Here is a 19,755-nt window from a genome sequence, read left to right on the forward strand (position 1 = left end):
GGACGGTGACTTCTTCGCTTGTTGAGCGAATGGCTCCAGATGATCTGTGGGAGCTGTTCGAGCGGGTGGTGCCGCCGGCGCCGGAGCGTCCGCAGGGCGGCGGTCGCCGTCGGCATGGGGACCGGGAGGTGCTGGCCGCGATCATCTTCGTCGCCACCTCGGGCTGCACGTGGAACCAACTGCCGCCGGGCTTCGGCCCTTCGGGAGTGACCGCTTTCCGCCGGTTCACCGAGTGGTCCGAGGCGAGGGTGTGGGCCAAGCTCCATCGCCTTGTCCTCGATGAGCTCGGCTCCCGCGGTGAGCTGGACTGGTCGCGCTGTGCGATCGACTCAGTCAGCGTCCGCGCCCTCAAAGGGGGCGGCTGACGGGACCGAATCCGACCGACCGCGGCAAGAACGGATCGAAAATCCACCTGATCGTCGACCGTCACGGCCTGCCTCTCTCGCTCGGAATCTCCGCCGCCAACCTCCACGACAGCCAGGCCCTCATCCCGCTGGTCCGCGGTATCCCGCCCGTCCGCTCCCGCCGCGGCCCCAGGCGTCGGCGGCCCGCCAAGCTCCACGGCGACAAGGGGTACGACTACCCCCACCTGCGACGCTGGCTCTCTTTACGGCAGATCACCCACCGCATCGCACGCAAGGGCACTGAGTCTTCCCAGCGCCTGGGTCGGCACCGCTGGGTCGTGGAACGGACGGTGTCCTGGCTGTCGGGCTGCCGCCGACTCCACCGCCGATACGAACGCAAGCCCGAGCACTTCCTCGCCTTCACCGCCATCGCGGCAACCCTCATATGCCATCGCAGAATCGCCAAATGAAATGACGTCTTAGGAATTCCACCGGCCGCGGTCCCGGTCGGGGATGTTTGGCGGGCCGGGTGCCGCTACCGCGAACGGGCGTCCACGGGCACCGACACCTGCGGCAGCCGTGGCTCCACCAGCGGACGGAACAGCTTGCGCACCGGTGAGGTCGACAACAGGAACACGGTGACGACGACGCCGAGGGAGAGCAGGACCTGACCGGCCGCGCCCAGGTCCTTCAGGCGCGGATACAGACCGGCGGCCTCCCCCGCGCGGATCAGCAGCCCGTGCAGGAGGAAGGGGTACATGGTGGCGGCGCCCAGCGCGGTGAAGACGGTGCGGCGCCGGGGCACGCAGGCGAGGAACGCCGCGACGAGCACCGCGCTGAGCGCGAAGACGCCGATGCGCAGGGCCAGGTACCGCGGCCAGCTCACGCCGAGCTCCGCGTAGCCGACGTCCATGGAGAGCCAGTGGTCGTCGGGGCCGGGAACGAGCAGGTACGCCCCGACTCCGGCGCAGGCCAGCGCGACCACGGCACAGCGGCGGACCAGCCCCGTCCGCAGCAGGTCGAAGTGGTCCGGACGCAGGTTCAGGCCGAGGACGAACCAGGGCAGGAACATCAGTACGCGCGGCAGCGCCAGGTCGTAGCCCATCGTGGTCAGCCCTGCGGCGAGGGAGATCAGCACGGCGACGGCCACGGGATGGCGGATCGCCCGCCACACGGGTGTGCTCAGCCGCCAGAGGAACAGGGCGATGAGGAACCAGCAGAGATAGGTGGGCTCCGTGGGGGTGAGCACGAAGGGCTCGCCGCGTACCGCGCTGTTCGTGGCGGAGTAGGCCGTCTCGAACAGGAGGTAGGGGATCAGGACCGACTCGATCAGGCGGCGCACCTGGTCGGGGCGGGCGGTGAAGCGCTGCGAGAAGTAGCCGCACAGCAGGATGAACGCCGGCATGTGGAAGGCGTACACGACGGTGTGGACGGCCTGGAGCACGTGCGTGCCACGGACGATCTGCTCCCAGGAGTGGCCGAGGGCGACCAGCACGATCAGGAGGAACTTCGCGTTGTCGAAGAACGGGTCGCGGGTGTCGAGGGCCGCGCCCGGGGCAGGCGGCTCGGTGGTCGGCATCCGCGTCACGCCTTGGACCCGGTCGGCGCCGCGGACCCGACCGCCTGCCAGGGAGCGAGACGTCCTCCCTCACGCGTGGCGTGGGTCCAGTACAGGCGGCTGTCGAGGCCGAGCATGGTGAGCACGACGCCGCCCGACGCCAGGGTGACGCTCGACGGCGCACCGGCGAGGAGGACGCCGGTGTGGTTCCACCGCGGACGGTTCCTGGCGGCGCCGGACGTGCCCCACGCGGTGGCGACGTCCCCCGTGGTGGTCCGGATCGCGAGCAGGACACCGCCCCATTTGTCCGGGGCGACGCTCACCGGGCCGTAGCCCCCCGCACCGCCCAGATCGGTGACGGCCGTCGACGCGTGCGCGGTGAACGGCTGCCGACCCCGGCGCGGCGCCGCCGGGGCGGTCAGGTCCTCCGCGTGCAGGCGGGCCGACCACACGTTCCCGGAGCGGGGAGCGCGGTAGAAGACCCGGACGCCGTCGTCGTCAGGACGGACGGTCAACGGCAAGGTGGTGGCGGGCAGCCCGGTGGCCAGCGGACCGCGCACGTCCGCGCCCGGCTGGTCCTGGATCCAGGCCAGGACGCTGTGCCTGGTGGCGGCCAGGACGTGGACGCGACCGCCGCGGTCGGTGGCGGCGACCGGGTCCCCGTGGACCGCGTCCCCGCCCAGGCCGCGCCAGGGGGTCCACGCCCCGTCCACCTGCTGGACGCGCGCGGTCAGGCGGTGGCTGCTGTCGCGCAGGAACACCGCCATCGTGCCGTCTTCGTGCACGGCGACCGCGGGCACGCTGATGTCGTTCGTGCCGATCTCGTCGGACGCCTCCGGGCTGCCCAGCGACTGCCAGGGCCCGAAGGGCCCGCCCGGGTCCCGCTGAAGGAGGAAACCCACGTCCCTGCGGTACTCGGCGGGGTGGTCGCCGAACAGCGTGCGGGTGCCGAAGACGGCGATGCGCCCGTCGGGCAGGGCCACGGGCCGGACCCCGTTGTCCATACCGGTCTCCGCCTGGAGCACGGGCCCCGTCCACCGGCCCGAGCCCGGCCGGGTCCCGCTGCCGCCCGGCCGGTGCCAGTGCGCGATCCGGCCGTCGAGCACGGCGAAGGCCCACAGGCTGTCGTCCTTGCCCGCGAGCAGCCAGTCGGCGCCGGTGTCCCGGGTGTGGTGGATGCTGTGCGACCAGTGGTGCTTCGGGCGCGCGGCGACCTTGAGGTCACCGCAGCCCGCCGGGTCCTGGCAGGACTGCCGCGGGGCGTCGCTCCAGGAGTACGTCTCCAGGGTGCGGGCCTTGGACGCGCCGGCCGCCGGGTCGAGCGCCCGGGGCAGCCCGCCGTTGAAGTACCCCATGTAGTGCTGCACGGTGAAGTGCGGACGTGCACCGGACGCGGCGTACCGGGCGAGGGCCTGCTGGACGAACCGGGCGCCGAAGCGGTGGTCCTGGTGGTCCGCGCACTTGAGGTTGCGGTCGAGACGGCCCGGCGTCGGGTCCTGCATCCGGACCTGCGTCGGCCGGAACCGCTCCAGATAGCCGGTGAGCGTCCGGATGAGCTGTTCGCGCGTGTACGAGAAGTCGCGGGTGACCACACCGCCGTGCACCAGCTGCGAGCCGAGCGCACCGGTCCTGCCGTCCCACAGCCCGTGCAGGCTGTGCGGGCGCTCCCCGGCGATGCTGCCGGCCTCGTGCAGCAGCGTCCACACGAGCTGGATGTGGGGGTGCCCCTGCAATGTGTCGAGCTCCGCCTGGCCGCCGCCCGCCGTGGCGATGACGGTGCGCCGCCAGGGGTGGTCCGGCCGACCGGTGACCATCTCCGCGTAGGCCGCGCGAATGCCGTTCTGGCGTGCCTTGGCGTACTTGCGCCGGTCACGGGCCGGGCGGGGGATACCCCGGAATGTGCCGCGCCGGGGAGCGTTGACGCCGTTGGACTCGCCGGACGTCAGATAGACCGTGGCCACGGGCCGGCCGCTGCGGAGCGACTGCCCGACCTCCGGGTTGATGAAGAACAGGTCGTCGTCGGGGTGGGCGACGATCTGCAGGATCGCTTCCGTGGTCCTCGGCTGCGGCCCGGAGGCCGCCCACGTACCCGTCGACGCCGCCGTGCTCAGGTCCGGTGGCTGGTGCGGCGTGCTGGGCGCCTCGCCCACGCTCCTCCCCGGACCTGCGGCGACGCGGATGGCCACGGGTGCCGCCGCACACAGCAGGGTGGCCGCGATGACATCACGACGGGTTGCGCGCGCGAAGCGGCGCTTTTCGAGGGGCATGGATGGTGTTGCCTCATCTGACGTACCGGTCACTCGAGCGCCAGCTCCTGCTGTCGACTCTTTGATCACCGAGGAAGAGGGCGGGGGAACGCGGGGGGTTGTCCTCGGTGATCTTCCTCACGGCTGCTGCGGTGTGTGCGTCGTGCACGTCCTGTGCGGTGCCGGGGGCGAGGCGCGTGACGGCGGTGGCACGTGGGAATGCTGGCCGCCGAACACCGAACCCAGGCACGCAGATACACGGGGGCACCTTCATGGCGACGACACGCGCACGTGGGCGGCGAGCGGCGCTCGCGCATCGACGCGCGACGCGGCCGGTGACCGGACGGGCGACCGGGCGCACGACGCGCTGGGCCGCGGGGCTCGTCCTCGCCGTGCCGGCACTCCTGACGGTCGTCGGCTGCGGCGACGGGGACGACACCGACGAGAAGCCCTCGTCCCATGGGAAGACCTCGACGTCCCCCTCCGCGCACCCGTCCTCGGACGAGCCATCGGCGGAGTCGTCGGAGTCTGCTGCCGACGGGAGCGACGTCGGCGCCTGCGCGGACGGCGACTGCGAGATCGCCGTGTCCGAGAAGGTGACGTTCCGCTTCAAGGGCCCGCGGGGCCAGGCGACCCTGTCCGTCACCGAGGTCGGCCCGGACAAGGTCGAGTACACGGTGAAGTCGGGCAGCGGCCGGGCCAAGGGCGGCGCGAGCGGCCCCGGCCAGGGCTGCGTCACGGTCCTCCGCAGCAACGGCAGCGGCAACTCCTGCGGCGGGCTCGGCGACGGCGCACGGCCGAGCCCGCAGCCCGGTGCCGTGGTCATCCAGGCGGCCACCGGCGAGGACGGGACGGCGATCCTCCACATCGTGTCCCGCTGACACCCCGGCGGGCGGCGCGAGCCCGGAGGAGGCCGGCAGCGGCTGACGGGGGCGTCGACGCGGTGCCGTGGACGCGGTCCGGCAGGCGGGCCGCGGCCTGCCCGCACCTGGGCCGGCGAGGAGCGCGGCGCCATGACCGGTTCGAGCCGCCCGGCGCTGATACCCGGCTGACACACAACCGCGCGCCGGTGGATGCACGGTCCTGACCGGCTGGATGCGCTCCTCTCCAAGGCTGAAGGCCTGCGCGGGACAGCCCGCGCGGGCCGGTCGTGGAGAGGTGGTCGTCGGTGAGGGTGCGTCGGGTACGGGTTGCCGGAGTGGGCGGCGCGCTGCGGGGGCCGCAGCGCGGCAGGGCGCTGTGCGTGGCCGCCGCCGTGCTGGTCGCGGCGGGAGCGGGCGGCTGGCTGGTGCTTCCCGGCGGTGGGAGCGGGGAGGGCGAGGACGGGCGGACGCCCGGCGTCCTCGGCTCCCTCGGGCTTCCGTGGCCCGACGAGGGCCAGACGAGCATCGAGGTGCGGGGCGTCGGCGGCGTCGGCAGCAGCGGCGGCCGGGAGCCGGTGCCGATCGCGAGCGTCACGAAGGTGATGACCGCGTACGTGCTCCTCAAGGAACACCCCCTCGACGCGGGGGAGGAGGGGCCGCGCATCACCGTGGACGCGGACGCCGCGCGGGAGTCGCACTCGCTCAGCGAGTCCACGGTGGAGCTCCGCGAGGGCCGCCGCCACACCCAGCGCGAACTCCTGGAGCTCCTGCTGCTGCCGTCCGGCAACAACGTCGCCCGGCTGCTCGCCCGTTGGGACGCGGGAAGCCAGAAGGCGTTCGTCGCGAAGATGAACCGCACCGCCGACGAACTCGGCATGACCCGCACGACGTACACCGGAGCGAGCGGCTACGAGTCCAGCACCAAGAGCACCGCCGAGGACCAGCTGAAGCTCGCCCGGCACGCCCTGCGGCAGCCCGCGCTCCGTGAGGTGGTGGCCCTGCGCGACACGACGGTGCCCGGCGTGCCCGGCACCGTCACCAACACCAACCGGCTCCTGGACAAGCCCGGCGTCATCGGCCTGAAGACGGGGTCGAGCACCCCTGCGGGCGGAAACCTCATGTGGGCCGCCGAGGCCAGGTCCGGCGCCAAGCGCTACCTCGTCCTCGGAGTCGTCCTGGGACAGCGCGCCCACACCACCCCCGCCGAAGGCCTTGCGGCGGCCATCGACAGGAGCGGCGCCCTGATCGACGCCGTCCAGCGGAACCTCCCCCTGGCCCTCGGCGCGGACAAGCCGGTGCGGCCATGACGGCACTGCGCGGACGACTGCCGGAGCCCGCGGTCGGTGCGGGCGGGGTCGCACCCGAGACGGCCGGGAGTCCGGACGCGGACTGCCCGGGAGCGGACTGCCCGGGAGCGGACTGCCCGGGAGCGGACTGCCCGGGAGTAGACCGCCCGGGAGCGGACGGCCCGGGAGCGGACGGCCCGGGAGTAGACCGCCCGGGAGCGAGCCGCACCGGCGACGCCAAGCGCCGCACAGGCGACGGCAAGCACCGCACAGGCGACGGCCCCTGGCGCCGCGGACGGTTCGTCGCCGTGGCCGCCGTGCTCCTCGCGCTGACCATGCTCGGCCACACCCGGGTGCCTCACGGCTTCGGCAACCCCGGCAGCCTGCTGGAGACCTTCCTGCCCTGGCTGGGGGCGGCCGTGCCCGCGCTCCTCGTGCTCGCCGCCGTGCGCCGCTCCGCGACCGCCGCCCTCGCCGTGCTGCTCCCGGCCGTCGTCTGGTGCTCCCTGTTCGGCGGCACGGTCATGGACAAGCGGTCCGGCGGCGGCGACGTCACCGTGGTCAGCCACAACGTCCACGACCGCAACCCCGACCCGGGCGGCACCGCCCGCGCCCTCGTCGCCTCCGGCGCGGACCTGGTCGCCCTGGAGGAGCTGTCCCCGAGCACGGCACCGGACTACGGGCGCGTCCTGGACCGCAGCTACCCGCACCACGCGGTGCTGGGCACGGTCGGGCTGTGGAGCAAGTACCCGCTGCGGGACGTGCGACCGATCCCGATCATGCCGTGGACCCGCGCCCTGCGGGCCACCGCCGAGACCCCGAAGGGCCCGCTCGCCGTGTACACCGCGCACCTCGCGTCGGTGCGCGTGCACCCGGGCGGGGGCTTCGCCACGGCCACCCGTGACGAGGCCGCCGAGAAGTTCGCCGCCGCCGTGCGTGCCGAACGACTGCCCCGCCTCGTCGTGGTCGGCGACTTCAACGGCACGACCGACGACACGGCCCTGCGCCCGCTGACCGGACAGCTGCGGTCGGCGCAGCAGGAGGCGGGCGACGGGTTCGGGTTCACCTGGCCCGCGTCGTTCCCGGTGGCCCGGATCGACCAGATCCTCGTCAAGGGCGTCACCCCGGCCTCGTCGTGGACCCTGCCGCGCACCGGCAGCGACCACCTGCCCGTCGCGGCCACCCTGTCCTTGTGACCACGGCGACAGCGGATACCGTCGTGATCAACGAGCCCGCCGGGCCCGGCGGGCCCGGCGGGCGGACAGTGAGCCACGCCCGCCCCGTACGACCCGACCCCCAGGTGACGAGATGCCACAGCCCCCCAACGAACCGGCGGGACGCCCCGCACCCCGCGAGGGCGGCCCCGCCGCGCCCGTGCGCGTCCTCCTGATCGAGGACGACGACGCGATCCGCAAGTCCGTCGGCATGGCCCTGGAGCGCTACGGTTACGAGGTGGCGGCGGCCCCCGACGGCCTGACCGGCCTCGAGATGTTCCGGGACGGGTGGCACGACCTGCTCCTCGTCGACGTCATGCTGCCCCACCTCGACGGCATCGGACTCTCCTGCCGGGTCCGCGAGACGAGCCAGGCCCCCATCCTGATGATGTCGGCGCGCGGCGACGCACTGGACGTCGTCGCGGGCCTGGAGGCGGGCGCCGACGACTACATCGTCAAACCCGTCGACACCACGGTCCTGGTCGCCCGCATCCGCACCCTGCTGCGCCGCGCCACCTACACCGCGCCTGCGACGGCCGACGCCCCGGCGCCCGACCGCGGCGGCCTGCTCACCTTCCGCAACCTCACTGTCGACACCCGCGGCCTCGAAGTCCGCGCGGACGGCCGCCTGCTCGCCCTCACGCCCACCGAACTGCGCCTGCTCCTGGAGTTCGTGGCCGCGCCCGGCGTCGTCCTGGAGCGCCAGACCCTGCTGCGCAAGGTGTGGGACTACGGCTGGGAGGGCGACAGCCGGGTCGTCGACCTGACCGTGCAGCGACTGCGCAAGAAGATCGGCGCCGATCACATCGAGACGGTGCGCGGCTTCGGCTACAAGTTCCGGCGCTGACATGCGACGTGCTTCTCGCTTCCTGCGCCGACTCGCCGACCTCCGCTCCCTGCGCTGGAAGATCGCCGCGGGAGTGGCCGCGGCGGCCTGCGCGATGGCCGTGGGCATCGGCTTCTTGGTGCATGAGAGGACCGAGGCGCGGTCCATGAGCATCGGCCGCGGCACGGCGCTGCGTGAACTGGAGGTCGCCGAGTTCGAGTTCCGCGACGGCAGGTCCGCGAGCCGGGATCCCTCGACGCCCCCGGGCTACGCCGCCGGGGACCAGGTGCCGGACGTGTTGCGGGCCCGGCTCGCCACCGAACCGGGCCCCCTGACCTGGTACGACACGAGCAAGCCGCTGCAGGGCCCGTTCATGTGGGCGGCGAGCCGCGTCGACGGCACCGACCTGGCCGTCCGGATGGACATGGGGGCCGAGAAGCGCAGCCTGCAGGCGCTCGACCGGCACATCCGGTACGCGGCCCTCGCCACCCTCGCCGTCGTCGTCCCCCTGACGCTGCTCGCCGCCGAACTGGTGCTGCGGCGCCTGCGCCGGGTCGCGGGCACCGCACGGCGCATCAGGAACGGGGCCCTGGACGCGCGCACCGCGAGCCGCGGCCACGACGAGATCAGCGAGATCTCCTCGGCCGTCGACCACATGGCGGACGCCCTCCAGGAACGCCTGCGGGGCGAACAGCGCTTCACCGCCGACGTCGCCCACGAACTGCGCACCCCGCTCGCGGGCCTCGTCACCTCCGCGTCCCTGCTGCCGGAGAGCGAGGCAACCGACCTCGTCCAGGACCGGGTGCGGGTGCTGCGGGCGCTGGTGGACGACCTGCTGGAGATCTCCCGTCTCGACGCGGGCGCCGAGCGGGCCGACGCGCAGCCGGTGCCGCTCGGTGAACTGGTCACGGAGTCCGTGCGCCGCACCGGCCTCGACACCCGGATCACCGTCGTCGGGGACACGACCGTGGAGACCGACCCGCGCCGCGTCGACCGCATCGTCACCAATCTGGTCCTCAACGCCCATCGCCACGGCGGCTCACCGGTGGAGGTCACCGTGGCCACCGACGCAACCACCGGCCCCGGCGCCGTCACCGTCGTCGTCCGTGACCACGGCCCCGGCTTCCCCGCCGACCTCCTGGACCACGGCCCGCAGCGCTTCCGCACCGGCGCCGCCGAACGCGGCCACGGGCACGGCCTCGGCCTCACCATCGCCCTCGGCCACACCCAGGTCGTCGGCGGCCGCCTCACGTTCTCGAACGCCGACCCGCACGGCGCCGTCGCCACCCTGAGCCTCCCGCTCCGGCGCGCCTGAGGCGGGCGCGGCGGTGACCGGTGGCGGTGTCGTCGGCGCCCGCCCGGCGTTGGGGCCCGGCCCTCGGGGACACCGGCCGCGTCGCGCCCGTTGAAGGACGGCAGGAGAACCCGCTGGCCTCGCCGGCCGACGACGCCGAGCGCACCCGCAAGATGGTCAGGCAGTGCCAAGGCCCGGTCCTGCTCGTCGGGCACTCCTACGGCGCCCGCCGTCATCACCGAGGCGGGCGACCTGCCCCAGGTCGCCGGACTCGTCCACGTCGCCGCGTTCACGCCCGACGCGGGCGAGAGCCCCGGCCGGATCTCGCAGGAGAAGCCCACCGAGGCGTTCGACACCATCGCCCCGGACTCCGACGGCTACCTGTGGATCAAGCAGGACGAGTTCCACGAGAGCTTCTGCCAGGACCTGCCCGTCGACCTGATCGCGCAGGCGGCCGACGAACTGCGCGGCTGAGGGGCTGCCTCGGCGCGGTCGAGCCGCGACCCAGCTCCCGTGGATGCCGGGCGGCACCCGGCCCGGGAGCTGGACGCGGGCCGGCGGACGGCCCGTGAAGTCCTGTGCCGAGAGAATCACGAGGTCGGCCGCGCCCGGTCGGGACCGCCACCCACCGCCGGCGTGCGGGACAGCGACGCGCGTCATCGCCGCGCGTCGGGGACGTCGCGGGGGCGGTCCGGGTTCAGGAACCACTTGCGCGCCGAGACGAGCCACCAGGTGCCGCAGAAGGCGACGACCACGCCGACCGCGACGGGCGCGTAGTTGAACGTGTCCCTGGTGACGGGCGAGCTCTGCGGCAGCATGAACAGGACCGTGATGACCGCGACCCAGGCGATGGCGATGGTGCCGACGATGGTGGACCAGGAGCCCAGGTGCCAGGGGCCGCGCTCGAAGCGGTCGCCCTGGCGCAGGCGGAGGTAGGTGGGGATGACGTAGGCGATGTAGAGGCCGATGGTGGCGATGGAGGTGACGGCCGCGTACGCGGTGTTGTTCCACAAGTAGGGCAGGCCGAGGGCGAAGGCGCCGAGGGTGGCGAGCCAGACGGCGTTGGTGGGCGTGCGGGTGGTGGGGTTGAGCTTGTGCCACGTCCGGGAGAAGGGCAGCGCGCCGTCGCGCGAGAAGGCGTAGATCATCCGGGAGTTGGCCGTCACGGACGCCATGCCGCAGAAGAGCTGGGCGACGATGATGACGAGCAGCAGCCACTTGCTGGCCGTCGTGCCGAGCGCGTCCATGAGGATCTGGGCCGGGGGCACGCCCGTGGCCGAGTCGAGGGCGCCGGAGTACGACTGGATGGCGAAGGTGAAGCCGAAGAGGAGCACGAACCCGGCCACGAGGGAGACGAGGATCGAGCGGACGATGCCCTTGGGCCCCGCCGTGGCCGCGTCGATGGTCTCCTCCGTCATGTGCGCGGAGGCGTCGTAGCCGGTGAACGTGTACTGCGCCATCAGCAGGCCGATCGCCACCACGTAGATGCTCGACGAGAAGCCGGTGTTGTTGACGAACTCGCCGAGGACGAAGCTCGTCGACCGGTGCTCGTCGGGCACGATGGCCAGGGCGCCGCAGATCACGACGACACCCAGGACGTGCCACCAGATCGACACCTCGTTGAGGAAGGCGACGATGCGCACCCCGAAGGTGTTGAGGGCCCCGTGCAGCGCGAGGACGCAGCCGAACAGGATGATCGTGTGCTCCGGCGTGGCCTCGAAGCCGAACTGCAGGTCGAGCAGGGCGTTGAGGAACGTCGCGGCGCCGAAGTCGATGCCCGCGGTCACGGCGATCTGGCCGAGGGTGTTGAACCAGCCCGTGAACCACGCCCAGGCCGCCCGCGAGCGTTCCGGGGCCATCCGGTGGGCCCAGAAGTACAGGCCCGCGCTGGTCGGGTACGAGGAGCACACCTCCGCCATCGCGAGCCCGACGAAGAGCGTCATGACGCCCACGAACAGCCAGCCCCACATCATGACGGCCGGGCCGCCGGTGTTGAGGCCGTAGCCGTACAGCGTCATGCAGCCGGACAGGATGGAGATGATCGTGAAGCTGACGCCGAAGTTGGCGCGGCCCGACATGGAGCGGGAGAGCGTCTGCTGGTAGCCGAGTTGCTTCAGGCGTTCCTCGTCGGACACGCGGGACACATCAAGAGGCACGGGCCGTCTGTCCTTGGTCTGTGAAAGGGGAGGGGGAGGAGAGGAACAAGGGGAGGGGAACAAGGGGAGGGGAAGAGGGGGAGAAGAGGAGGTCGGGGAGGCGGCGCGCTGCGGGGTGGGGCGGTGGGGCTAGCAGCGTCGGAGGCGTGGTGGGTCGTAGGTCCAGGCACGGTGGCGCTGGAACAGTTCGGTGGCGGGGCCGCAGTAGGACCACGGCACGGTCGTGGCGTACGGGCCGATCGCGTCGAAGACGTCCCTCGCCTCGGGGTGGCGGTTGGCGAACGACAGGGCGTGGGCGAGGTAGTTGGCGTCGTCGGCGAAGCAGGCGTGCGGGCGCGGCGCGCGATGGCGCCACCAGCGGTCGAGGACCAGGTCGGTCGTGGGGCACTCCACCCAGGGGTGGATCGTCAGGCCGTACCCGTCCCGGTCCCGCTCCTGCCGCGACCGGTGCACCTCGGCGAGGGCCACCAGGGGCAGGACAGCGATGGGCAGCCCCGGTGGGGCGACGGCCGCCTGCTCCTCGGCCCACCACATGGCCTCGCCCTGCTCACCGTGGTTGCGGGCGAAGAGGTACGTGACGACCTCGTGGTGGGCCTCGCGGTTCCACGGGTCGCGCTGCTTGATCTCGTCCCACACGTGCCGCAGCGTGGGGCGGTCGGGGGCGTGGGTGCGCAGCAGCGCGAGCATGACGAGCAGCGGCGCCACGTCCTCGGGCCAGACGCGCTGCACGGCGGCACAGGTGTGCCAGGCGTCCTCCATCAGCGTCCGGCCCTCGTCGGGCCCGGCGACCATCGCGCGCAGCGCCTGCACGTTGGCGAGCAGGGCCAGCGCGTGCGGGGAGCGCGGCTCCGCCTCGGCCCAGGTGTCGGCGAACCGCAGCCGTGCGCCCGCCTCGGCGAGGACCTGGAGTCGGAAGACCCTGCGGTCCCAGTCCGCGCCGGTGGCCGTGAGCAGGTCGCGCGGGCCTTCCCAGCGGCCCATCGAGGCGTCTTCGAGGACGCGGCGCAGGGCCGTGTCGTCGCGGGCCGGGTGCCTGTCGAGTGCGGGTGCGGCCGCGTTCCTTCGCGCTCCCGGGCGGCGCCCGGGCGTCATGCGTGCCGTGTGTGGCGGTCGGTGGCGTTCATAGGCAGGTTCTTCGCACCCCAAGCTCGGTCAGAAGGCTCTGTCGTGGTGACGCTGTGCCGTGCGGCGCTCGGGCGCGGTGGCGCTCCGACGTGCGGTGCTCCGACGCGGCGTGGCCACGTGCTGCCGCGTGGCGCCGGGACGCGCGGTGCCCGGTCGGGTCCGGTGGCGGTACGCCACGCAGGTCACGCGCGGGTAAGCCCTGAGCTGCCCGGAACGACGCGGTCCCAGTGTGGTCAGCGGGTCCGGCGCCCGACAGTGTTTCTCCGTTGCGCAACAGGGGCCGGCGACGGATGGGGCCGACACCGGGCACACGTCACGGGCCGGGCGCGGCGAGGGTGGCCCGGCAGGTCCCGGAGGCGACCGGCCGTCAGGTTCGCGCCGACGCGGGCGGACCCGTCACCGGCCGTCCTCGAACGGGGCGCACGCCTGCCGGAACAGCCGGGCGGCCTGCTCGAAGTCGCCGGCGTCGGTGGCGAGGCGGCACGCCGCCACGGCACGCCGGATGCCGACCTCGTGGGGGTCGATCCACGCACGCCCAGGCTCGCGCGGCGGCCCCCAGTCCTGGGCCGTGCGCACGTGCCAGCCGATCAGGCGTCGCAGGGCCTCCTGGCGGGTAATCGCCGTCTCCTCCTCGGCGGCGCGTTCGGCCGCGTAGTCGCCCAGCAGATCGTGGCGGAGGTAACGGTCGGGACCCGTCTCCTCGAGCAGGTGCACGGCGACCAGGACCTCAAGGAGACGCCGGGTGTGGCCGAGGGGCCGGTCGGCGAGGGCGGCCGCGGCGGCGGCGCTGATCGTCGCCCCGGGGAACAGGCCGAGGAAGCGGAACATCCGGGCGGCCTCGACGTCCAGGGCGCGGTACGAGGAGGACAGGGCGGCGCGCACCGCGAGGTGCGGGTCGTCGATGTCGGTGAGGACGTTCAACCGGTGCCTGCGGTCGGCGAGTTCGGCGACGGCGTCGGCGATGGACCGGTGCGGGAAGGTGGCCAGGCGCTCGGCGGCGATGCGCAGGGCCAGGGGCAGGTGTGCGCAGCGCCGTGCCAGGGCCGCCGTGGCCGTCGGTTCAGCGGCGACCCGCTCCGGCCCCGCGACGGCGCTGAGCAGGTCGGCGGACTCCGCCTGGTCCATCGGCCCGACCGAGAGCCGGTGGGCGCCCGCCTTGACCGCGAGCCCGGTCAGACGGCGTCTGCTGGTGACGAGGGCGACGCAGCCGCGCGCGCCGACGAGGAGCGGTTCGACGTGCGGGGAGCCCGCGGCGTCGTCCAGGATCACGAGGATGGGGCGCCGCACGGCGACGCTGCGGAAGACCGCGGCCCGTTCGGCCTCGTCGGCCGGAATGTCGGTGGCGGCAAGGCCGAAGGCAGTCAGGAACTGTTCGAGTACGTCGGCCGCGGCGAGCGGCCGCGCTGCGGGGGAGTTGCCCTGGAGGTCGGTGAACAGCACGCCTCCGGGGAACCGGTCGGCGATCTCGTACGCCCACCGGAGGGCCACCGTGCTCTTGCCCACGCCCGCGGGGCCGTCGAGGGCGATCGTCAGGGCCTGTCCGGTCCGGTTTGCATCCGTGAGCAGTTCGTCCAGTTCGTGGAGCAGGGCCTCGCGGCCGACGAAGGCGGACGCTGGGGGCGGCAGCTGCGCGGGTCTGAGCAGTTCGAGCGCGCCGCCCCGGTCGGCCCGGGTGAGGGCGGTCAGCTCGCCGTCGAGGGCGAGCAGTTCGTCGCAGGCGCGGGCCAACTCGGCCGTGGGGGCGGCCCGTCCGTTCTCCACGCGGCTGATCCAGCCGGGGCTGTAGTGCAGCAGCCGCGCCATCTGCCGCAGCGACATGCCCCGGCTTTCCCGCCGTTGTCGAAGGACCGTCCCTAACCGGGGCTGCCCGCCCCGCCCAGTGATGATGCCGTCCCCCCGCATGCGTCCTCCCAGACTCGCCTTGGGTCGGTCAGATCATGTGCACAGGCGAACGATACGGAGTCTGGCGCCCGCTGGGGAGTTGGCGGCGCCCGCTACTTCAGATCCACGTCGGCGAGCACCGGGTGGTGGTCCGAGTGCGGGCTGGGACGGACTTCCTGTCGGACCGGTGCGACGTCACGCAGGAAGACGTAGTCGAACTTGAGCTGCCAGTCGGTGGTCGGCGCGCAGGTGCCGGTCCCGGCGGGGGCCGGACGGCACCGGGGGTCCGCGTCCCTGGCCAGGGGCCACATCCGGGAGAGCTCGGGGGCGTCCGGCACGGCGTTGAAGTCGCCGAGGACGATCGCGCGGTCGTGCCGGGCGACGGCCGGGGCGAGCGCGTCGACCTGGTCGGCCCGGACCTCTTCCTGGCGCCGCTGGGCGAGGTGGGTGTTGAAGATCCGGACGGACTCGCCGTCCACGGTGGTGGTGACGGCCATGTAGCCACGGCTCTCGGACCCGCCGTCGGGGTACTCCACGTTCACGTGATCCGTCATCGGCGCCGCGGACAGGATCGCCTGCCCGAAGCCTCCGGGGCTCCAGGGCCAGCCGCCGCACCTGCTCCGGTTGCGCAGCACCGAGCCGTACTCGACGTGGTAGACGAGCCCGTGCAGGTGCTCCAGATAGTCCCGGATCCGCTCGACGTCACGCACGCACGCCTCCTGCACCCCGATGACCTGGGGCGCGTACGCGGCGATGTCCGCCGCGCGGCCGACGTTGTTCTCGTCGCCGCAGGGATTGCAGATGTTCCATGTCATGACCCGGTTCGGCACGATGTCCTGCACCGGCTCGACGGGCGGCCCCGCGAAGTGGGCGCCGCTCGGCGCACTGGGCCCGACGAGCACCAGGCAGGCCAGCGTCATGCCCCCCGCGAGCAACCGCGCGACCCTTCCGAGCACCATCGCCTCCTCAGCGCGGGCCCTTGTCCCGCGCGACAGCACGGGCCCAGGTCCCGCGCGACGTCTTCCCGCATGAGGTTATGGGACGGAAAGATCGGCGACGCACGCGGTGCACCGGATCCCGCCGCGTCCCACCCGCCTGCCGCGTGGCCCCCCGCACAGCACGCAGCCCCGGGCGTCTTGCCGCTCCGGGGCTGTGCGTGAGGACTGGCAGGCTGTCAGGTCGCGGGGGAGTGGGGTGTCACTGGCCGGAGGCCCAGCGTTCGTGGGCCGAGGGTTCGCGGCCGAGGAGGGCCGTCGATCGGGTCTGGGCCGTCGAACGCGGGACGCCCATCGCCTTGGCCAGGCTGCCGTAGGAGCCGCCGAGTTCGCGGTAGCGACGGACGGCGGCGTCCCTGACGCCTTCCAGGGTCGGGATGAGCCGCTGGTCCAGGGCGCGGACGAGGGCGTGCAGCCCGTTCAGGTCGTCCTCGGGGGCGCGGTCGCGGCCGTCCCGCTCCAGGGTGCGCAGCAGCAGGAGCGCCCACTCCAGGGTGCGGGCGAACTCCCCGACCTGGTCCGCGCCGTCGGCCAGGTCACAGGCCTCGTGAGGACCGCTCACGATGCGGTCCGGGGCGCGCGGTTCGTCCTCGTACGGCTTTCGAAGCTCGGCACGCACGACCACATCAGTCATGGCACTTCCCCTTTGGGGTTCCGTATACGGCGCGTGTCGCACACTGCTGGCTCCCCGGGCGCGGGTCAGCAGGTAGTGATATCCCGGGAGCGTGTCAGATGCAAGGGGCGCTGAGGTGGAGATTTACGGTTCTTTAACGCCGCCTGGACGGGGAGGCCGGGCGCAGTGTCCGTGCGGGTCATGAGTTCATCGCCCTCATCCGGTCCATACCGGACACCATGCACTCCAGGCCGTCGCGGAAGCGCTGTCCCGTGCTGCTGGAGGCGCTGCGCTTGACGTAGTCGGTGAGAGATGCCGGATGGTCCTGCGTGGCCGTGCTGAGGTAGGGCCCGAGGCGGCTCGCCCACTCCTCCTCGGTCTCGGCGCTCTGCCGGGCCATGGCCTGCCAGGAGGCCTCGGACAGGGCCGCGCCCACGGTGTAGTAGTAGATCGCCGACAGCGCGGAGTCCAGCTGGCCGGGGGAGAAGCGGGCCTGCTCCAGGATCTGGATGATGGCGCTGGTGTGGGCGAGGGCCCGGGGTCCCACCGGGGGGTGACCGCCCATCAGCTCGATCATCCAGGAGTGCTCCAGCAGCACTTCGAAGAGGTCCGTCGCGCACGTCTGGATATCGGTACGCCAGTTCCCCGAGCCGGACGGCGTGGGCGGGTCCGGAAAGACGGCGTCAATGGCCAGCTCCAGCAAGTCGTCCTTCGTAGGGACGTGCCAATAGAGCGACATCGGCGCGGAGTTCAGCGAGTCGGCGAGCTGCCGCATGCGCAGGTTGCGCACGCCCCCCTCGTCCAGGAGCCGCACCGCGCCCCGCACGATCTGCTCCCGGCTCAGCGGCTGCTTGGCCGGCCGCTGCTTCAGCTCGCGCAGCCAGATCGAGCCAGGTGGGCCGTTCGGTGTCGTGTCTCGTCCAGAAGTTTCAGTCACGTCCCTATGCTATCGCAGACTCGTACGCCGTACGATAGATGGTATGCCGTACGGGAACACTGTTGACGGAATCCCGAAGGAGGCCGGCCATGGATGGCGTGGTGGACGACAAGCAAGGTGGGCGCGAGGGAGGGGGCGGCGAAGTCCCCGGGGCGAAGAACCGGTGGGCGGTGCTCGGTGTTCTCTCGCTGAGCCTGCTGGTCGTCGCCCTTGACCTGACCGTGCTGAACGTGGCCCTGCCCACGCTGAGCACCGAACTCAAGCCGTCGTCGGTGCAGTTGCTCTGGATCGTCGACGTCTACTCGCTCGTCGTGGCGGGTCTTCTCATCAGCTGCGGCACCCTCGGCGACCGCCTCGGCCGCAAGCGGTTCCTGTGCCTCGGCTTCGTCGTCTTCGGCATCGCCTCGGCCACCGCGGCCTGGGCGAACGGGCCCGAGATGCTGATCGCGGCCCGCGCGCTGCTCGGCATCGGCGCCGCCATCATCATGCCGTCGACGCTGTCGATCATTCGCAATGTCTTCACGGATCGCAAAGAGCGCACGGTGGCGCTCGCTGTCTGGGCCACCATGTCCGCGGCCGGTGCCGCGGTCGGCCCCGTGGTCGGCGGCGTCATGATCGAGCACTTCTGGTGGGGCTCGGTCTTCCTGATCAACGTGCCCATCATGGTCTTCGCGCTGTTCGCCGCGGTGACCCTGGTGCCGGAGTCCAAGCACCCCAACCCGCCGCGCTGGGACACCGTCGGCGCGGCCCTCTCCGTCACCGGCCTGATCTCGCTGGTGTACGCCATCCAGCACGGCGGCGCGGAGGGCCTGGAGGCCCAGACGATCATCACCGGCGTCCTCGGCCTCGCGCTGCTCACCGCGTTGGTGCTGCGGGTCCTGCGGGTGCCGGACCCGCTCTTCGATCCCAAGCTGTTCCGCAACCGCGCGTTCTCCGTGGCGGTCGTGAGCGTGGTCCTCGCCATGTTCGGCATGGGCGGTCTGATGCTGCTGCTCACCCAGCACTGGCAGTTCATCGGCGGCGCCTCGCCGATGGAGTCGGGCCTGCGCCTGCTGCCGCTGTTGCTCGCCACCATGATCGGGGCTCCGATCATGTCGGTCATCGTGCCGAGGTACGGGACGCGGTTCGCGATGATGATCGGGATGGGCCTGATCGGCGGGGCGTTCTTCGTCCTGATGAACGTCGAGCCCGACACCGAGTACTGGGTCTTCGCCATCGCCCTCGCGGGCATCGGCGCCGGGGCGGGCTGCGCCATGACGGCCGCGTCGGACGCCATCATGTCGACGGCCGAGGCGGACACCGCGGGCGGCGCCGCGGGCATCGAGGAGACCTCCTACGAACTCGGCAACGGACTGAGCGTGGCGATCATGGGCAGTGTCGCGTCCGCGCTCTTCCGCAGGGAGATGGACACCTCCGTGCCCGGCGTGGACGAGAAGTCCATGGACGCGGCACGGGAAGGCATCGCCGACGCCGTCGGGGTCGCTGGCGCGCTGCCGGGCTCCGCGGGGGAGGCGCTGGAGCGGCAGGCCGACAAAGCCTTCGCGGACGCGTTCGGGTTCACGTCGCTGTGCACCGGCGTCCTGCTCGTCCTGGTGGCGATCGCCGTGTTCCTGTTCATCCCGCGCTCGGCCGGGCGGCTCACCCCGGCGGCCGAGGGCGCCGGGGGAGACTCCGAGGAGGGCGTGGACCTTGTGAAACAGGCGCAGGGGGAGTCGGCCGAGCACAGGACCGAGTCCGCGGACCGGTCCTGACCGCAGGCGCTCCGCACGCCGCGACCGCACATCGCCCGCCCGTCGCACCCGCCCGTGGACCGGGCGGGTGCGACGCGCGGGTCGGGCGCGGGGGCGGTGGGTGCCGCCCGGCGGGGAGCGACGCGGGCGACCCGGGCCGGACGGACGCGTGCGGCCCTGCCTTGACGCAGGTGTCCGGCTCGGCCTTGAACGATGCGCGGGGCGCGGTGGGCAATGGCGAGCGAGGCGCGCGTGAACGGGGTGCTCGGGGCGCGGTGGGGGCCGATGAGCGAGGTGCTCGTCGATGGGGTGCGCGGGGCGCACGTCGAGACAGCCGGGGCCCGTCAAGGACCCCGGCCGTCCGGCGTCGGCGATCACGCCCGTGCGCGCGGCTCGTTCCTCGGGCCGGCGCACGACCGCGTCAGGACGCGCGCTTGCGGCGCTCGACGAGTTCCAGGATCTTGTCGAGCCGCTCCAGCTCCACGACCTCGTCGTCCGTGATCTCCACGCCGAGCCCCTTCTCCAGAGCGAGGGCGAACTCGACCGAGGCCAGGGAGTCCAGGCCCAGGTCCTCCAGCGTGGACTCCGGGGCGATCTGATCCTCGGAGATGTCGAATTCCTTGGTGAGCAGGGACTTGACCGTTTCGTACACCGTTTCCTCCTGGGAGCGCAGTGTCGGTGGGGCCG

General features: G+C 72.8%; 17 protein-coding genes and 1 pseudogene. 8 read left to right on the forward strand and 10 right to left on the reverse strand.

Going from position 1 to position 19,755, the window contains the following annotated elements; genetic code table 11:
• Nucleotides 1-29: 29 nt before the first annotated feature.
• Nucleotides 30-814 (forward strand): IS5 family transposase gene (locus tag QUY26_RS38280; protein WP_289955696.1). Its coding sequence is split into 2 segments (ribosomal slippage): nucleotides 30-363 and nucleotides 363-814, totalling 786 coding nucleotides; the frame shifts between segments, so codons are not numbered across the junction.
• A gap of 65 nt (nucleotides 815-879) precedes the next feature.
• On the opposite strand, the gene QUY26_RS38285 is transcribed toward QUY26_RS38280, so the two are convergent.
• Nucleotides 880-1,923 carry an acyltransferase family protein gene (locus QUY26_RS38285; protein ID WP_289955003.1) on the reverse strand — a complete coding sequence of 348 codons (1,044 nt, stop codon included), beginning with the start codon at nucleotides 1,921-1,923 and terminating at the stop codon, nucleotides 880-882.
• A 5-nt stretch (nucleotides 1,924-1,928) separates the two neighbouring features.
• Nucleotides 1,929-4,169 carry a PIG-L family deacetylase gene (locus tag QUY26_RS38290; protein WP_289955005.1) on the reverse strand — a complete coding sequence of 747 codons (2,241 nt, stop codon included), beginning with the start codon at nucleotides 4,167-4,169 and terminating at the stop codon, nucleotides 1,929-1,931.
• Nucleotides 4,170-4,483: 314 nt separating this feature from the next.
• On the opposite strand from QUY26_RS38290, the gene QUY26_RS38295 reads away from it, so the two are divergent.
• The 6 genes from QUY26_RS38295 to QUY26_RS38320 all read left to right on the forward strand — a co-directional run bounded on the left by QUY26_RS38295 (nucleotide 4,484) and on the right by QUY26_RS38320 (nucleotide 10,105).
• Complete coding sequence (locus QUY26_RS38295) at nucleotides 4,484-5,029, forward strand: hypothetical protein (protein ID WP_289955007.1); 546 nt, start codon at nucleotides 4,484-4,486, stop codon at nucleotides 5,027-5,029.
• A gap of 287 nt (nucleotides 5,030-5,316) precedes the next feature.
• A complete protein-coding gene (locus tag QUY26_RS38300; protein WP_354670738.1) occupies nucleotides 5,317-6,318 on the forward strand; it encodes a D-alanyl-D-alanine carboxypeptidase family protein in 1,002 nt (333 codons plus the stop codon).
• Complete coding sequence (locus QUY26_RS38305; RefSeq protein ID WP_289955008.1) at nucleotides 6,315-7,493, forward strand: endonuclease/exonuclease/phosphatase family protein; 1,179 nt, start codon at nucleotides 6,315-6,317, stop codon at nucleotides 7,491-7,493. The genes QUY26_RS38300 and QUY26_RS38305 overlap by 4 nt, the downstream gene beginning before the upstream one ends.
• Nucleotides 7,494-7,605: 112 nt before the next feature.
• Nucleotides 7,606-8,358: a two-component system response regulator CseB gene (gene cseB / locus QUY26_RS38310; RefSeq protein WP_289955010.1), complete on the forward strand. Its 753-nt coding sequence runs from the start codon at nucleotides 7,606-7,608 to the stop codon at nucleotides 8,356-8,358.
• Nucleotide 8,359: 1 nt separating this feature from the next.
• Nucleotides 8,360-9,652 carry a sensor histidine kinase gene (locus QUY26_RS38315; RefSeq protein WP_289955013.1) on the forward strand — a complete coding sequence of 431 codons (1,293 nt, stop codon included), beginning with the start codon at nucleotides 8,360-8,362 and terminating at the stop codon, nucleotides 9,650-9,652.
• A gap of 90 nt (nucleotides 9,653-9,742) precedes the next feature.
• Nucleotides 9,743-10,105 (forward strand): hypothetical protein, encoded by a 363-nt coding sequence (locus QUY26_RS38320; protein WP_289956441.1) that lies wholly within the window; start codon nucleotides 9,743-9,745, stop codon nucleotides 10,103-10,105.
• Nucleotides 10,106-10,144: 39 nt separating this feature from the next.
• Here QUY26_RS38320 and QUY26_RS38325 read toward each other — a convergent pair.
• The 7 genes and pseudogenes from QUY26_RS38325 to QUY26_RS38355 form a co-directional block, all read right to left on the reverse strand.
• Nucleotides 10,145-10,291 (reverse strand): annotated as a pseudogene (locus QUY26_RS38325) (hypothetical protein); the annotation flags it as partial.
• Nucleotides 10,288-11,787, reverse strand: a complete 1,500-nt coding sequence (locus tag QUY26_RS38330) for an amino acid permease (RefSeq protein WP_289955015.1) — start codon at nucleotides 11,785-11,787, stop codon at nucleotides 10,288-10,290. The pseudogene QUY26_RS38325 and the gene QUY26_RS38330, both read right to left, overlap by 4 nt.
• Before the next feature lie 129 nt (nucleotides 11,788-11,916).
• On the reverse strand, nucleotides 11,917-12,879 hold the full coding sequence (locus tag QUY26_RS38335; protein WP_289955017.1) for a hypothetical protein: 963 nt from the start codon (nucleotides 12,877-12,879) through the stop codon (nucleotides 11,917-11,919).
• Nucleotides 12,880-13,308: 429 nt separating this feature from the next.
• The gene (locus QUY26_RS38340; protein ID WP_289955018.1) at nucleotides 13,309-14,814 is read right to left on the reverse strand and encodes a helix-turn-helix domain-containing protein; all 1,506 of its coding nucleotides are present in this window, start codon (nucleotides 14,812-14,814) and stop codon (nucleotides 13,309-13,311) included.
• 92 nt (nucleotides 14,815-14,906) lie between these two features.
• Nucleotides 14,907-15,752, reverse strand: a complete 846-nt coding sequence (locus QUY26_RS38345) for an endonuclease/exonuclease/phosphatase family protein (RefSeq protein ID WP_289955020.1) — start codon at nucleotides 15,750-15,752, stop codon at nucleotides 14,907-14,909.
• A 238-nt stretch (nucleotides 15,753-15,990) separates the two neighbouring features.
• Nucleotides 15,991-16,422: a hypothetical protein gene (locus QUY26_RS38350; RefSeq protein WP_289955021.1), complete on the reverse strand. Its 432-nt coding sequence runs from the start codon at nucleotides 16,420-16,422 to the stop codon at nucleotides 15,991-15,993.
• Between the two features lie 178 nt (nucleotides 16,423-16,600).
• Nucleotides 16,601-17,338, reverse strand: coding sequence for a TetR/AcrR family transcriptional regulator (locus QUY26_RS38355; protein WP_289955023.1), 738 nt, complete (start codon nucleotides 17,336-17,338; stop codon nucleotides 16,601-16,603).
• Nucleotides 17,339-17,427: 89 nt separating this feature from the next.
• Here QUY26_RS38355 and QUY26_RS38360 point away from each other — a divergent pair, with 89 nt between their 5' ends.
• Entirely contained in the window at nucleotides 17,428-19,089 is a 1,662-nt protein-coding gene (locus QUY26_RS38360; protein WP_289955027.1) for an MFS transporter, read from the forward strand.
• Nucleotides 19,090-19,489: 400 nt separating this feature from the next.
• Here the strand turns inward: QUY26_RS38360 and QUY26_RS38365 are convergent, their stop codons facing one another.
• Nucleotides 19,490-19,720: an acyl carrier protein gene (locus QUY26_RS38365; RefSeq protein ID WP_190118824.1), complete on the reverse strand. Its 231-nt coding sequence runs from the start codon at nucleotides 19,718-19,720 to the stop codon at nucleotides 19,490-19,492.
• Nucleotides 19,721-19,755: the final 35 nt, after the last annotated feature.

The sequence above is a fragment of the Streptomyces flavofungini genome (assembly GCF_030388665.1).
Classification (GTDB): domain Bacteria; phylum Actinomycetota; class Actinomycetes; order Streptomycetales; family Streptomycetaceae; genus Streptomyces; species Streptomyces flavofungini_A.

Excerpts from the sequence above, each read along its gene's own strand:
- QUY26_RS38345 (WP_289955020.1), bottom strand. The coding sequence starts at position 15,752 with ATGGTGCTCGGAAGGGTCGCGCGGTTGCTCGCGGGGGGCATGACGCTG.
- QUY26_RS38290 (WP_289955005.1), bottom strand. The coding sequence starts at position 4,169 with ATGCCCCTCGAAAAGCGCCGCTTCGCGCGCGCAACCCGTCGTGATGTC.
- cseB (WP_289955010.1), top strand. The coding sequence starts at position 7,606 with ATGCCACAGCCCCCCAACGAACCGGCGGGACGCCCCGCACCCCGCGAG.
- QUY26_RS38305 (WP_289955008.1), top strand. The coding sequence starts at position 6,315 with ATGACGGCACTGCGCGGACGACTGCCGGAGCCCGCGGTCGGTGCGGGC.
- QUY26_RS38360 (WP_289955027.1), top strand. The coding sequence starts at position 17,428 with ATGGATGGCGTGGTGGACGACAAGCAAGGTGGGCGCGAGGGAGGGGGC.
- QUY26_RS38335 (WP_289955017.1), bottom strand. The coding sequence starts at position 12,879 with ATGACGCCCGGGCGCCGCCCGGGAGCGCGAAGGAACGCGGCCGCACCC.
- QUY26_RS38285 (WP_289955003.1), bottom strand. The coding sequence starts at position 1,923 with ATGCCGACCACCGAGCCGCCTGCCCCGGGCGCGGCCCTCGACACCCGC.
- QUY26_RS38350 (WP_289955021.1), bottom strand. The coding sequence starts at position 16,422 with ATGACTGATGTGGTCGTGCGTGCCGAGCTTCGAAAGCCGTACGAGGAC.
- QUY26_RS38315 (WP_289955013.1), top strand. The coding sequence starts at position 8,360 with ATGCGACGTGCTTCTCGCTTCCTGCGCCGACTCGCCGACCTCCGCTCC.
- QUY26_RS38340 (WP_289955018.1), bottom strand. The coding sequence starts at position 14,814 with ATGCGGGGGGACGGCATCATCACTGGGCGGGGCGGGCAGCCCCGGTTA.